We start from the raw sequence: 14,475 nt of genomic DNA, 5'->3' as shown, positions 1-14,475 counted from the left end.
CAACGTGTCTAAAGAAGAAATTTTATGGGGCATCGCGCCTATTGGATGGAGGAACGATGACATTCCAGCACTTGGCGCCGAAAACACACTATCTCATTTATTAAGTGATATTTGTGTCGCTGGCTTTGAAGGAACTGAAGCAGGTGGTTTCTTTCCAGAAGCAGCTGTCTTGAATAAAGAACTAAAACTTCGCAATTTAAAAATAGCTGGAAAATGGTTTAGCAGTTATATGATACGAGATGGTTTAGCGGCTTCAATACAAGCATTCAAAAAGCATTGTCAGTACTTGCAAGACATTCATGCTAGTGTAGCTGTTGTCTCAGAGCAAACGTATTCCATTCAAAAAGAAAACATCAACATCTATCAGCATCAGCCATCTTTCACAGGTGAGGAATGGGCACTGCTTTTAGAAGGTCTCAATGAATTAGGTCAAATAGCAAACAGTTATCATCTCAAACTAGTCTATCATCATCATCTCGGAACAGGGGTACAAACCTTATCAGATGTCACACGTCTTTTAGCTGGAACAGACCCTCGGTATGTTCACCTTCTATATGATACTGGACATATTTACGTATCAGATGGCGATTATTTATCCTTGCTCAAGCTGCATATCGACCGTATCCAGCACGTGCATTTTAAAGATGTGAGAAAAGAAGTGATGGAAAGCTGTCGTCAAAAAGAATTGTCTTTTTCTGAATCTTTCTTAAATGGATTGTTTACAGTACCTGGGGATGGCTGTATCGATTTTAATGAAGTATACCGTTTGTTAATCAGTCATGGCTATAAAGGGTGGATCGTCATAGAAGCTGAACAGAATCCTGCGATTGCCCATCCTTTAGAATATGCATTAAAGGCTCGTCAGTATATCGATGAAAACTTGGCTATTCATTCTTAAAGAGAACAGGAGAAAAGACCATGAACAAAAGTCAACAAACCAATTTAAGATCTATTATCCTAATTTCGACCTTTGGAGGACTTCTTTTTGGTTATGACACTGGTGTATTAAATGGTGCATTACCTTACATGTCTTTACCGAATCAGTTAAATTTAACAGCAGTGATGCAAGGGATTGTAACAAGTGCATTATTATTAGGTGCAGCATTAGGTGCAGTCATATGCGGACGTTTATCAGACAGGTTCGGACGCCGTAAAACTATTTTTTACTTAGCCGCTCTATTCTTTTTTTCTACATTAGGATGTACTGTATCACCAAACGCTGAAGTAATGGTCTTATTCCGATTCTTTTTAGGGCTTGCAGTTGGAGGAGCTTCAGTCATAGTTCCAGCCTTTTTAGCTGAAATCTCTCCAGCAGAAAATCGCGGAAGAATCGTCACACAAAATGAACTGATGATCGTATCCGGTCAATTACTTGCTTTTACCTGTAATGCATTGATTGGAAATTTATTTGGAGAGAACCCGTATGTATGGCGCATCATGCTACCAATTGCGGCGATTCCAGCCATTATTTTATTCTTCGGTATGCTAAAAGTGCCAGAGAGCCCAAGATGGCTTGTAACAAAGGGGAAAAACAAAGAAGCACTTCAAGTACTTCACCGCATTCGCTCAAAAGGAGCGGCGAAAACGGAGTTGCTCGAAATAGAGAACGCTTACAGGGAAGAAGTAAATTTAGATAAAGCGACTTTAAAAGATTTATCCACGCCTTGGATTAGGCGGCTTGTGTTTATCGGCATAGGAATTGCGGTTGTACAGCAGTTCACAGGAGTTAATTCCATCATGTATTACGGAACAGAAATTTTAAAGGATGCAGGTTTCGAAACGAAGGCGGCTCTAATTGGGAATATCGGGAATGGTGTTATCTCTGTCCTTGCTACATTTGTTGGAATTTGGCTGCTTGGCAAAATAGGACGTCGCCCTATGTTAATTTCAGGCTTGATTGGAACAACCTTCACATTACTGTCTATCGGCATTTGCTCTAATTTTTTTGCAGGAACAGCCTTTCTTCCATATTTGATTTTATTTTTGACGATTACATTCCTTGCATTCCAGCAAGGCGCCATCTCTCCTGTCACTTGGCTCATGCTGTCAGAAATTTTTCCTCTTCGGCTGCGGGGGCTTGGTATGGGAGTAAGTGTATTTTGTCTATGGATGGTGAACTTTTTAATTGGTTTGACGTTCCCAATATTACTTGCTCAGATCGGCCTCTCGATGACTTTCTTCGTTTTTGTCGCTTTCGGAGTCCTGTCTATTTTGTTTGTGGTGAAGTGCTTACCGGAAACAAAAGGGCTGACACTTGAAGAACTAGAAATGAATTTCCGTAAGCACGATCAAACATCAATTGACATCACAACAGATCATCAAACACTGTCTTAAATAAAAGGGATGAAAACAAAGATGGTGTCGAACCAATTTGTGAAAATGGAGTTTCAATAGTAAGGAGTGTTCAATAGATGACCGTGATAGATTCAAAGCTCATTTCAATGAAAAGCATACTGCATGAAGCAAAACAAAAACAATATGCAGTAGGACAAATTAATATCAATGGTTTGCAATGGGTGAAAGCCATCTTACTTGCGGCAAAAGAGGAGCGATCTCCTATCATTTTAGCAGCATCTGACCGGCTCATTGATTATTTGGGCGGCTTTCACACGATTGTAGGCATGGTTGAAGGGTTAATGAGAGATTTGGAGATCAGTGTCCCAGTTTCTTTACATTTAGATCATGGCATGACTGTCTCTCGGTGCAAAGCTGCCATTGATGCAGGATTTAGCTCAGTCATGATAGACGGCTCTTCCTATCCTCTTTCACAAAATATTACCATGACAAAAGAAGTTGTTCATTATGCCTCTAAAAGAGGTGTATCTGTCGAAGCTGAAGTTGGCTCTGTTGGAGGAATGGAAGATGGCTTGATTGGAAATATCATCTATGCTGATCCATACGAATGTGTGCGCCTTGTTAGAGAAACAGGAATTGATGCCTTGGCCGCAGCACTCGGTTCAGTGCATGGCTCTTATCAAGGAGAACCGAGGCTAGGATTTGATGAGATGAAGCAAATAGCTGAACTCACAGACGTTCCGCTTGTCTTACACGGCGGTTCAGGCATTCCTGTTGATCAGATTCAAAGGGCTATCTCACTTGGTCATGCAAAAATCAATGTCAACACTGAATGCTTGGAAGCTTGGAATCAAGCTGTCCGAGCTCAACTAACTAAAAACAAAGCAACCAATGATCCACAAACAATTTTAACACCTGGTACAGAAGCCATTAAACAAGTTGTCAAGATGAAAATCCAACAATTTGGATCAAGTCAGCGTGTTTGAGCACATCTAGCAGACACTCCCATAGATAAGACGAAAAGGAAGATTAAGCATGATAAAAACGAAAAGAATCCAGCAAATAAAAGAATATGTGATCCAACATCAGTCTGTCTCGTTAGATGATCTTGTCACAACCTTTGGGGTGTCAAAAAATACGATTAGGCGAGACGTTCAAAAGCTCGTTGAAGAAGGACATATCCAAAAGGTTTATGGGGGAGTAGCAGCCAATCATGCAAGGCTTGAATCATTTCATGACAGACAAACACGAAACCAACTTCAAAAAAGATGGATTGCAAAAGATGCGGCTCGATTAGTAGATGATGGCGATGTCATTTTTATTGACTCTGGTACCACAACATTAGAAATGATTCATTTTATAAAAGAAAAGGAATTAACGGTTGTCACGAACAACTTAGACTTTATTGTACAAGCATTGCCTTACACTCAGCTTCAAGTCATTTCAACTGGCGGCCAATTAGAGCGGAAAACGAAATCATTTTCCAGCATTACTAATACAAATGATGTACTTCAATACAACTTCGATAAAGTGTTTATGGCCTCAACAGGTGTCTCTATTTCAAATGGAGTAACAAATTCATCGCCAGTAGAAACAAGCATGAAGGAAATGGTCGTCAAAAAAGGTAGAGAAGTGATTCTATTAGTCGATCATACAAAATTCAATAAATATGCGATGTTGACATATTGCCAGCTGGATGAAATCGACTACTTAATCACTGACGATTCTCTGGATACCTCCTATACAACCTTTTTCAAAAAGAATCATATCAAATGGATCGTTGCTCCTTCACAAGATGAAAGTCAGCAGACTTTAACATGAAGGAACATGTCAAAAATATTTTCAGATAAGGCAGGGGAAAAAATGGACACAATCAGATTAACGGTGAGTCAAGCATTGGTCAAATTTTTAAATGCCCAGTACGTTGAATATGACGGTGAAAAAAAGCCTTTTATCAAAGGAATCTTTACTATTTTCGGTCACGGAAATGTGTTGGGGCTCGGTCAAGCCCTTCAAGAAAACCCTGGAAGGCTCGAGGTATATCAAGGAAGAAATGAACAAGGGATGGCACATGCTGCAACGGCTTTCGCAAAACAAAAGCAACGTAAACAAGTAATGGCCTGCACCTCATCCGTTGGGCCTGGCTCTGCCAATATGATCACAGCTGCTGCAACGGCAACAGCGAATCAAATTCCACTTTTGCTTTTCCCAAGTGATGTCTTTGCCACACGACAGCCAGATCCAGCACTTCAGCAGATTGAACAAACATACGACTTGAGTTTATCGACGAATGATGCCTTTCGGGCTGTGAGTAAATACTGGGACCGGGTTTCAAGACCAGAACAGCTCATGTCCGCACTGATTAACGCCATGCGTGTTTTAACAAATCAAGCAGATACTGGTGCGGTCACAATTTCGCTTCCTCAAGATGTTCAAGGAGAAGCATGGGATTACCCGCTGTCTTTTTTTCAAGAGCGGACGCATTTTTTAGACAGATATGCACCTTCAGCAAGAAGTATTCAAGAAGCAGCGGCACTCATTCGTAAGAAAAAGAAGCCTTTCTTGATTTTAGGCGGAGGGGTGCGTTACTCAGAGGCGGCTGACGAGTTTGTCCAATTTGCTGAAACTTTTCATATACCCTTTAGTGAAACACAAGCTGGTAAAAGCTGTGTTGAAAGCAGCCACCCATTAAATGTAGGCGGACTTGGTGTCACTGGCAATAGCGCTGCCAATGAACTCGCTCAGAAGGCTGACCTTATTATTGGCGTCGGCACTAGATTTACAGACTTTACAACATCATCTAAACGGCTATACGCAGACAGTGATGTTTTAACGATCAATCTATCCGATTATCATGCATCTAAATTAGATGCAACAACAGTCATTTCTGATGCGAAGATGGCACTCCTTGCATTAAAGGATGAACTGGCAAACTATCAAACAGGTTATCAAAATGAAATCAAAGAAGCAAAGCAGCGCTGGGCACAAGAATTACACCGGCTTCGTCATATTCAATACACTGAAACAGGCTTTACACCTGAAATCAAAAGCCACTTTGCTCATGAATTAGATGAATATAAGGAAAAACTTCATACAACGCTACCACAAACGACTGTACTTGGCTGTTTAAACGAATGGATTCCATCTGACTCCATTATTACATGTGCTGCAGGCAGTCTCCCAGGAGATTTACAGAGAATGTGGGTGACAAAAGAGCGAAACACATATCACCTTGAATATGGATACTCTTGTATGGGCTACGAAATTGCTTCTGCACTTGGAGTAAAAATGGCTGAACCAACCAAAGAAGTGTATGCCTTAACAGGTGATGGCAGTTATTTAATGCTGCATAGTGAACTTGTCACAAGCATTCAAGAGGGCTATAAGATTAATATCATTCTTTTTGACAACTCCGGTTTTGGCTGTATTAATAATTTGCAAATGGGCCATGGAATGGACAGTTTTGCGACTGAATTTCGAAAAAGAAACAAGAAAACAGGACAGCTTGATGGAGAGATTATGAGAATCAATTTTGCACAATCAGCAAAAGGTTATGGAGCAAAAACATATGAAGTTCATACACTCGATGAACTGAAATCTGCGGTTGAAGATGCTAAAAAGCAGACAGTCAGTACCCTGATTGATGTGAAGGTACTTCCAAAAACTATGACAGCAGGTTACGGTGACTCATGGTGGAACGTAGGTATCTCAGAAATCTCTGATAAAGAACAGATCAAAAAAGAATATGAAGAAAAACAGCAAAAATTAAAACAAGCAAGACAATATTAAGAAAAGCTACATGAAAGGTGTGTGCATAATGGCTGATTTAATTGTACCGAAACAAAAAAGAGACAAAGAGGGAAAGGTGCTGAGCATTACACCTCAATCAGCAGGTTGGACCTATATTGGCTTTGAGGTGTACACATTGGCAAAAGGTGAAAACCTTCGTAAAAAAACAGGTGAAAATGAGGTGTGCATTGTCATTCTCTCAGGTAAACTTCATCTCCAAACGAAAGAACAGACATGGAAAGAAATTGGCGAACGAATGAATGTTTTTGAGAAAACACCTCCTTTCTCCATTTATATACCAAACGATGATCATTACGAAATTGAAGCCATAACAGATATTGAGATCGCCGTTTGTAGTGCACCTGGAAAAGGCACATATCCAGCTCGTCTCATACTTCCTGAACAAGTAGAGGTTGAACATAGAGGCGCAGGTAATATTGCAAGACAGGTTCACAACATTTTACCCGAACATGAACCAGCTGACCACCTGCTTGTTGTGGAAGTATTTACACCGGAAGGAAACTGGTCGAGCTATCCGCCGCATAAACATGATCAAGATAATTTACCGCACGAATCTTATTTAGAAGAAACGTATTATCACAAAGTAAACCCAGAACAAGGTTTTGTTTTACAAAGAGTATATACAGATGATCTTTCACTAGATGAGACAATGGCTGTAAGAGATAGTTCCGCCGTTCTTGTACCAAAAGGATATCACCCTGTGTCAGCACCACCAGGCTATGAAATCTATTATTTGAATGTCATGGCAGGTCCAGTGAGAACTTGGAAGTTTCATAACAATGCTGAACATGAATGGGTGATGAAAAACAAATTGAGTATGAAAAGGGAGGGGCGCTGATGCTAGACTTAACATTTAAACAAGATCGGCAGCTTGATGTTATTGCAATGGGTAGATTATGTATTGATTTAAATGCGAACGAACTGAATCGGCCGATGGAAGAGACGATGACTTTCACAAAATACGTCGGGGGGTCTCCAGCCAACATTGCCATTGGTTTAGCAAGGCTCGGTATGAAATCTGGATTCATTGGAAAAGTCGCTAACGATCAGATGGGACGTTTTGCAACAAGCTACTTGGAAAAGAACAACATCAATACAGACGGCATTGTCATAGATCAATCTGGTGCTGTCACGGGTCTTGCTTTTACTGAGATTAAGAGTCCCGAAGAATGCAGTATTTTAATGTACCGAGACAATGTAGCAGATTTAAAAATCGATGTCCAAGAAGTATCTGAACAATATATCAAAAAGGCGAAAGCCTTACTCATCTCAGGCACTGCACTAGCAAAAAGTCCATCAAGAGAAGCAGTATTTGTGGCACTTGATTATGCACGTAAGCATCACGTAACTGTCTTCTTTGACCTGGATTATCGTCCATACACTTGGCAAACCGAGCAAGAAACAGCGATTTATTACAATTTAGCTGCTGAAAAATCAGACGTGATCATCGGCACAAGAGAAGAGTTTGATATGATGGAAAAACTCATAGCAGATGGACCGTCAAATGATGAATCAACCGCCAAAAAATGGTTTTCACACCATGCCAAAATCGTTGTTATTAAACATGGGGGTGATGGTTCCATCGCTTATACACAGGATGGACAGTCATATCGAGGCGGCATCTTTAAAACAAAGGTCCTCAAAACATTCGGAGCGGGAGATTCATATGCTTCTGCCTTTATTTATGGACTGATGAACAACATGTCCATTGAAGAAGCTATGCGTTTTGGAAGCGCTTCTGCCTCCATCGTAATTTCTAAGCATAGTTCATCAGATGCCATGCCCACAGTTAAAGAAATCAAAGACTTTATGATCGAAACAAAAGTTGAACAATCACAACCAATTTAATCGTAGAGGAGAGAATACCATGGCTAAAACAACTGTCAAAACATTAAAAAATTATATTGGAGGAGAATGGGTAAATGCTGAAACAAGTCAAACTGAACCCGTTTATAATCCAGCAACAGGAAAAATCATTGCAGAAGTTCCCCTATCAACAAAAGGAGATGTAGAACGAGCAGTTCAAGCAGCAAAAGAAGCGTTTTCCAGCTGGTCTAAAACCCCTGTACCAAGACGTGCACGTATTCTCTTTAAATATCAGCAATTATTAGTCGAAAAATGGGAAGAATTAGCCGAACTGGTTACGCTCGAAAATGGAAAAAGCTTAACTGAAGCACGCGGAGAAGTACAGCGAGGCATTGAATGCGTCGAATTCGCAGCCGGTGCCCCAACTTTAATGATGGGAAAACAGCTGCCAGATATTGCGACTGGACTTGAATCAGGCATGTACCGCTATCCTATTGGCGTCATTGGCGGCATTACGCCATTTAACTTTCCAATGATGGTTCCTTGCTGGATGTTCCCGCTTGCCATTGCCTGCGGAAATACGTTTGTCTTAAAACCTTCAGAACGTACGCCTGTTCTTGCGGCACGGTTAGCAGAGCTGTTTGAAGAAGCGGGTCTTCCAAAAGGTGTTCTTAACATAGTCAATGGGGCTCACGATGTCGTTAACGGCCTGCTTGAACATCAAAAGGTCAAAGCTATTTCATTTGTCGGCTCTCAGCCAGTCGCAGAATATGTCTATAAAAAAGGAACAGAGCATGGCAAACGTGTCCAAGCACTTGCAGGGGCTAAAAATCACTCCATTGTCCTAAAAGACGCAGATATAGATGCAGCCGTCAAACAAATTGTTGGTGCTGCCTTTGGCTCTGCTGGAGAAAGATGTATGGCTGCAGCTGTTGTCACAGTAGAAGAAGATATCGCTGACGAGCTCATTCAAAAATTAATCGCTGAATCCAATCAGATGGTCATTGGAAATGGTATGAATGAAGATGTTTTCCTCGGCCCGGTCATTCGGGAAAGTCACAAAGAACGAACGCTTCAATATATTCAATCAGGTATTGAAGAAGGAGCGAGTCTCATTCGTGATGGCCGCAAAGATCGTGAAACAGAGGGAGAAGGATACTTTATCGGACCGACTATTTTTGATCATGTAACAAAAGAAATGAAAATTTGGCAGGACGAAATTTTCGCTCCCGTTTTATCCATTGTTCGCGTTTCATCGCTTGCTGATGCTATTGAAATTGCCAATGAGTCTAAATTTGCAAATGGTGCCTGCCTTTACACTGATAGTGCATCAAGTGTGAGGGAATTCCGCGAGAATATTGATGCAGGCATGTTAGGTATTAATGTTGGCGTTCCAGCACCAATGGCATTTTTCCCATTCTCAGGTTGGAAAGATTCATTCTATGGCGACCTGCACGCAAATGGCACGGACGGTGTTGAATTTTATACTAGAAAGAAAATGGTCACCGCTCGTTATATGTAATACAACATACTCCTATCAACTTCAAAACAGCTGTGCGAAAAAGCACAATAACAGGAGGTAACACGATGGAATTAAAGATTGGTGTTATTGGTATAGGTGCCATTGGTCAAGATCATATGAAGCGAATTACAAATACGCTGTCTAAAGGAAGAGTGGTGGCTGTTACTGATGTGAACAGACAGCAGGCAAAAGCCATCGTAGATGCATTCAGCCTTGATGCACGTATTTATGAGGATGGCCATCAACTCATTCAATCAGATGAGGTAGATGCCGTTATCGTCACATCATGGGGGCCGACACATGAAGAATATGTGTTAGCTGCTATTGAAGCTAATAAACCTGTTTTTTGTGAAAAACCACTTGCAACCACAGCAGAAGGCTGCATTCGTATAGTCGAGGCTGAAATGAAGAAAGGGAAATTACTCGTACAGGTTGGATATATGCGCCGGTACGATTCGGGATATCGCGCTTTAAAACAAGTACTGGATGAAGGACAAGTAGGTGAACCATTAATAATTCATGCTGCACATAGAAACCAAACCGTCCCTGACACATATACAGGAGATATGTCAATTGTCGATACATTCATTCATGAAATCGATGTCCACCGCTGGTTACTAAATGATGAATACGTATCCGTACAAGTCATTGCACCTAAAAAAACGCAGCAAGCTGCTGAGCACTTACAAGATCCTTTAATAGTGATCATGAAGACGCAACAAGGAACCATCATCAATGGCGAAATATTCGTTCATTGTCAGTACGGCTATGACATTCAGTGTCAAATTGTCGGTGAAAAAGGGATTGCAAGTCTGCCTGATCCTGCCAGTGTCGTTTTGCATAGTCAGGCAACACGATCTACAAATATCTTAACAGACTGGCAGCATCGATTTAAAGCAGCCTATGACGAGGAATTGCAGGATTGGATCAATTCCTCCTTAAAAGGAGAAGTAAATGGACCTACTGCTTGGGATGGATATGTAGCTGCCGTAACAGCAGATGCTTGTCTTAAAGCAAAGGCAACTGGTGAGACAACACCAATCCATCTCCAAGAACGTCCAGCCTTTTATCATCAATCATTTGTTCCTGAAAAAGTATAATCAATTCAAAAGAAGAGGCTGCTGAAAGCAGTCTCTTTTTCATTCCAAAAAAGAAAAAATGCAGCTCCATCATGGGAGACTGCATTTTTTGTTGTCTTCTAGTCAAAAAGTAAGGGTTTTCATCGTGATTCCAGCAAGGATTTGCACTAGAAATCATTCTTTCTATTCATTCTTCATCAGTATCTATCAACATATTTTGAAATTGGGCCTAAACCCCAATATTAGGAAGATGAAAACAGGAGGAAATGTAACGATGAGGACGAGGATGAAGTGCGGCGTTGGTTTATTGATTTTTGCTTTGGTACTGAGCTTTTTACCGGTATATGATGCGAGTGCGGCAAGCACAACAATTGCAAAACGTGTAGGAAATGCAAACCCGCTCATAGACCACCACTTGGGCGCTGATCCGTTTGCGCTCACCTATAACGGAAGAGTGTACATTTATATGTCAAGTGATGACTATGAATATCACAGCAACGGAACGATTAAGGATAATTCTTTTGCCAATTTGAATAGGGTCTTCGTCATCTCTTCAGCAGATATGGTGAACTGGACAGATCATGGCGCGATTCCAGTAGCCGGTGCAAATGGAGCAAATGGCGGCAAAGGGATCGCTAAATGGGCAGGTGCTTCCTGGGCTCCATCAGCAGCGGTGAAAAAAATCAATGGGAAAGATAAATTTTTCCTTTATTTCGCCAACAGCGGCGGAGGAATTGGTGTTCTGACAGCAGACTCCCCAATCGGTCCATGGACAGATCCTATCGGAAAAGCGCTCGTTACACCAAATACACCAGGAATGTCTGGGGTTGTATGGCTGTTTGATCCAGCCGTTTTTGTAGATGATGACGGCACTGGTTATCTATATGCCGGCGGAGGTGTACCAGGCGGTTCTAATCCAACGCAGGGCCAATGGGCCAATCCGAAAACAGCAAGAGTCTTAAAACTAGGGCCTGATATGACAAGTGTTGTGGGCAGCGCCTCGACCATTGATGCTCCTTTTATGTTTGAAGACTCAGGGATGCATAAGTATAACGGAACCTATTACTATTCCTATTGCATCAACTTTGGCGGCTCCCACCCAGCAGATAAACCACCTGGTGAGATCGGTTATATGACGAGCTCAAGTCCGATGGGTCCCTTTACGTATAGAGGGCACTTCCTGAAAAATCCGGGTGCATTTTTCGGTGGAGGCGGTAACAACCATCATGCTGTGTTCAATTTTAAAAACGAGTGGTATGTCGTGTATCATACCCAAACGGTCAGCTCTGCCTTATACGGGGCAGGAAAAGGTTACAGATCTCCACATATAAATAAGCTTGTGCATAATGCTGACGGCTCCCTTCGAGAGGTTGCAGCCAATTTTGAAGGGGTCAAACAGCTTTCCAACCTGAATCCTTATCAGCGGGTAGAAGCTGAAACATTCGCATGGAATGGACGCATTTTGACAGAGGCCTCTTCAGCTCCAGGCGGACCGGTCAATAACCAGCATGTCACAAACATCCAAAACGGAGATTGGGTGGCTGCCAGTAACGTCGATTTCGGATCAAACGGCGCAAGAACATTTAAAGCGAATGTAGCATCAAATGCAGGCGGAAAAATAGAAGTACGCCTCGGAAGCCCTGACGGCAGACTCGTTGGGACACTAAATGTCCCTTCTACAGGCGGAACAAACAATTGGCGAGAAGTAGAAACGACAGTAAACGGAGCAGCTGGCGTGCACAACGTATTTTTTGTCTTTACTGGAACAGGTTCAAACCTATTTCAGTTAGATTCCTGGCGGTTTACTCAATAACAAAGGATGACAAAATGATAGGAGAGTGGAAAAATTTGATGTCAATGATCAAAAAAACAATCTGTACTTTATTGATCTGCTTCACCATGTTGTCTGTCATGTTCATCGGACCTGGCGTCACTGAAGTTTCAGCAGCAGATGCCAATATTAATATCAATGCAGAAAGACAAGTGATTCGCGGCTTTGGCGGAATGAACCACCCGGCTTGGATTGGTGATTTGACCGCACCTCAAAGGGAAACCGCTTTTGGCAATGGACAGAATCAATTAGGGTTTTCCATTCTAAGAATTTTTGTAGATGAGAACAGAAATAATTGGCACAGAGAGGTCGCCACAGCTAAAAGAGCAATAGAGCATGGAGCTTTAGTGATCGCTTCACCTTGGAATCCTCCAAGCCACATGGTCGAGACTTTCAACCGTAATGGTACAACTGCAAAGCGGCTGAGATACAATCAATACGCTGCATATGCTCAGCATCTGAACGATTTTGTGACGTATATGAAAAATAATGGCGTCAATCTCTATGCGATATCAGTACAAAACGAGCCCGATTATGCACATGAATGGACATGGTGGACTCCTCAGGAAATCCTGCGTTTCATGAGAGAAAATGCCGGATCCATTAATGCCCGCGTGATTGCACCAGAATCCTTTCAATACCTTAAAAATATATCAGATCCTATCTTAAATGATCCGCAGGCGCTAGGAAATATGGACATTCTCGGAGCCCATTTGTACGGAACCCAAATCAGCCAGCTTCCGTATCCTCTGTTCAAACAAAAAGGAGGGGGGAAGGAGCTTTGGATGACAGAGGTCTACTACCCGAACAGCGATAACAATTCAGCGGACCGCTGGCCTGAGGCATTAGGGGTTTCAGAGCATATTCACCATTCGATGGTAGAAGGGGACTTTCAGGCATATGTTTGGTGGTACATCCGCAGATCCTACGGCCCTATGAAGGAAGATGGCCTGATCAGTAAACGCGGTTACAACATGGCGCATTTCTCCAAGTTTGTACGCCCGGGATACGTCAGAATTGATGCAACGAAAAGTCCTGAACCAAATGTTTTCGTATCTGCCTACAAAGGAAACAATCAGGTCGTCATTGTCGCGATTAACAAAAACAATACAGGAGTCAATCAGCACTTTGTGATGCAAAATGGAACTGCTTCGCAAGCATCAAGATGGATTACGAGCAGCAACAGCAACCTTCAGCCGGGTACAGACTTAAATATATCAGGTAATCAATTTTGGGCTCATCTCCCGGCTCAAAGTGTGACAACATTTGTAGTCAAACGCTAAAAATTAATTGAATCACCAAAAGCCAATTTTCTTATTTCAAAAGAAAATTGGCTTTTTTTATGCAAATAGGAAGTTGATTTTTTCACTATGTTCTTACATTGGGTATAATAATGGCAATGACTTCAGGAGAGTGATCAATGTATGCCAAAGCATCAAAGCAAAGTATTAATGATCGATGACGAAAAAGAAATTTTGGAATTAATCAACACAGTATTAACAAGAGAAGGCATTGATCGTGTCATAACAGCTTCAACTGCCCGTGAGGGGCTCACGAAATTTCATCAAGAACAGCCTGATCTTGTCATACTTGATATTATGCTGCCAGACGGTGAAGGCTATGATATTTGCAGACAAATCAGAGAGACCTCCCATGTTCCGATTATCTTTTTATCAGCAAAGGGAGAGGAATCAGACAAAATTGTAGGACTTGCCATTGGCGGGGATGACTACATTACAAAACCATTCAGCCCAAAGGAAGTCGCCTACCGGGTGAAAGCGCAGCTGAGACGGCTCTCATACTTGCAGTCATCTCAAGCCGATCCCGTGATCAAAAAAGGGCCGTTTGAATTAAACGAGCAGCAAGCAGAACTGACGAAAAACGGCACGGTCATTGAGCTCACGCCGAAAGAGCTTCTGCTGATGACCTACTTCTTGCAGCATCCGAACCGCATCATCAGTAAAGAAACGCTTTATCAAACTGTTTGGGGGGAAGACTTCTTCGGTTCTGACAATACGGTGATGGTTCATATCCGAAGACTTCGGGAAAAAATAGAAAATTCCCCGTCAACACCTGAGTTTCTCGTCACAGTCAAAGGGCTTGGCTATAAATTTGTTGTAAAGGATGCGTAA

Annotated in this window: 12 protein-coding genes; all 12 read left to right on the top strand. The window is 41.9% G+C overall.

Annotated elements, in window-relative coordinates:
• Positions 1-4: 4 nt before the first annotated feature.
• Positions 5-898 carry a myo-inosose-2 dehydratase gene (gene iolE / locus MHH61_RS18365; protein ID WP_103132509.1) on the top strand — a complete coding sequence of 298 codons (894 nt, stop codon included), beginning with the start codon at positions 5-7 and terminating at the stop codon, positions 896-898.
• Positions 899-918: 20 nt separating this feature from the next.
• On the top strand, positions 919-2,334 hold the full coding sequence (locus MHH61_RS18360) for a sugar porter family MFS transporter (RefSeq protein ID WP_125587399.1): 1,416 nt from the start codon (positions 919-921) through the stop codon (positions 2,332-2,334).
• A gap of 77 nt (positions 2,335-2,411) precedes the next feature.
• A complete protein-coding gene (gene fba, locus MHH61_RS18355; protein ID WP_125587398.1) occupies positions 2,412-3,281 on the top strand; it encodes a class II fructose-1,6-bisphosphate aldolase in 870 nt (289 codons plus the stop codon).
• A gap of 49 nt (positions 3,282-3,330) precedes the next feature.
• Entirely contained in the window at positions 3,331-4,116 is a 786-nt protein-coding gene (locus MHH61_RS18350) for a DeoR/GlpR family DNA-binding transcription regulator (protein WP_044334545.1), read from the top strand.
• A 42-nt stretch (positions 4,117-4,158) separates the two neighbouring features.
• Positions 4,159-6,084 carry a 3D-(3,5/4)-trihydroxycyclohexane-1,2-dione acylhydrolase (decyclizing) gene (iolD, locus tag MHH61_RS18345; RefSeq protein WP_125587397.1) on the top strand — a complete coding sequence of 642 codons (1,926 nt, stop codon included), beginning with the start codon at positions 4,159-4,161 and terminating at the stop codon, positions 6,082-6,084.
• Positions 6,085-6,112: 28 nt separating this feature from the next.
• Positions 6,113-6,943 carry a 5-deoxy-glucuronate isomerase gene (gene iolB / locus MHH61_RS18340; protein WP_125587396.1) on the top strand — a complete coding sequence of 277 codons (831 nt, stop codon included), beginning with the start codon at positions 6,113-6,115 and terminating at the stop codon, positions 6,941-6,943.
• Positions 6,943-7,953, top strand: coding sequence for a 5-dehydro-2-deoxygluconokinase (gene iolC, locus MHH61_RS18335; RefSeq protein WP_125587395.1), 1,011 nt, complete (start codon positions 6,943-6,945; stop codon positions 7,951-7,953). Before iolB ends, iolC begins: the two co-directional genes overlap by 1 nt.
• Before the next feature lie 19 nt (positions 7,954-7,972).
• Entirely contained in the window at positions 7,973-9,433 is a 1,461-nt protein-coding gene (locus MHH61_RS18330) for a CoA-acylating methylmalonate-semialdehyde dehydrogenase (protein WP_076839757.1), read from the top strand.
• A 65-nt stretch (positions 9,434-9,498) separates the two neighbouring features.
• Entirely contained in the window at positions 9,499-10,533 is a 1,035-nt protein-coding gene (locus MHH61_RS18325; protein ID WP_025093209.1) for a Gfo/Idh/MocA family protein, read from the top strand.
• A 253-nt stretch (positions 10,534-10,786) separates the two neighbouring features.
• Positions 10,787-12,325 carry a glycoside hydrolase family 43 protein gene (locus MHH61_RS18320; RefSeq protein ID WP_125587394.1) on the top strand — a complete coding sequence of 513 codons (1,539 nt, stop codon included), beginning with the start codon at positions 10,787-10,789 and terminating at the stop codon, positions 12,323-12,325.
• A gap of 35 nt (positions 12,326-12,360) precedes the next feature.
• The gene (locus MHH61_RS18315; RefSeq protein ID WP_125587393.1) at positions 12,361-13,626 is read left to right on the top strand and encodes a glucuronoxylanase; all 1,266 of its coding nucleotides are present in this window, start codon (positions 12,361-12,363) and stop codon (positions 13,624-13,626) included.
• A gap of 141 nt (positions 13,627-13,767) precedes the next feature.
• On the top strand, positions 13,768-14,475 hold the full coding sequence (locus MHH61_RS18310) for a response regulator transcription factor (RefSeq protein ID WP_024427125.1): 708 nt from the start codon (positions 13,768-13,770) through the stop codon (positions 14,473-14,475).

Source organism: Bacillus sp. FSL K6-3154, from assembly GCF_040869395.1.
GTDB classification, from domain to species: Bacteria; Bacillota; Bacilli; order Bacillales; family Bacillaceae; genus Bacillus; species Bacillus safensis.
Note: the sequence above shows the minus strand (reverse complement) of the source record. Positions and strands in the feature narration are given on the sequence as shown.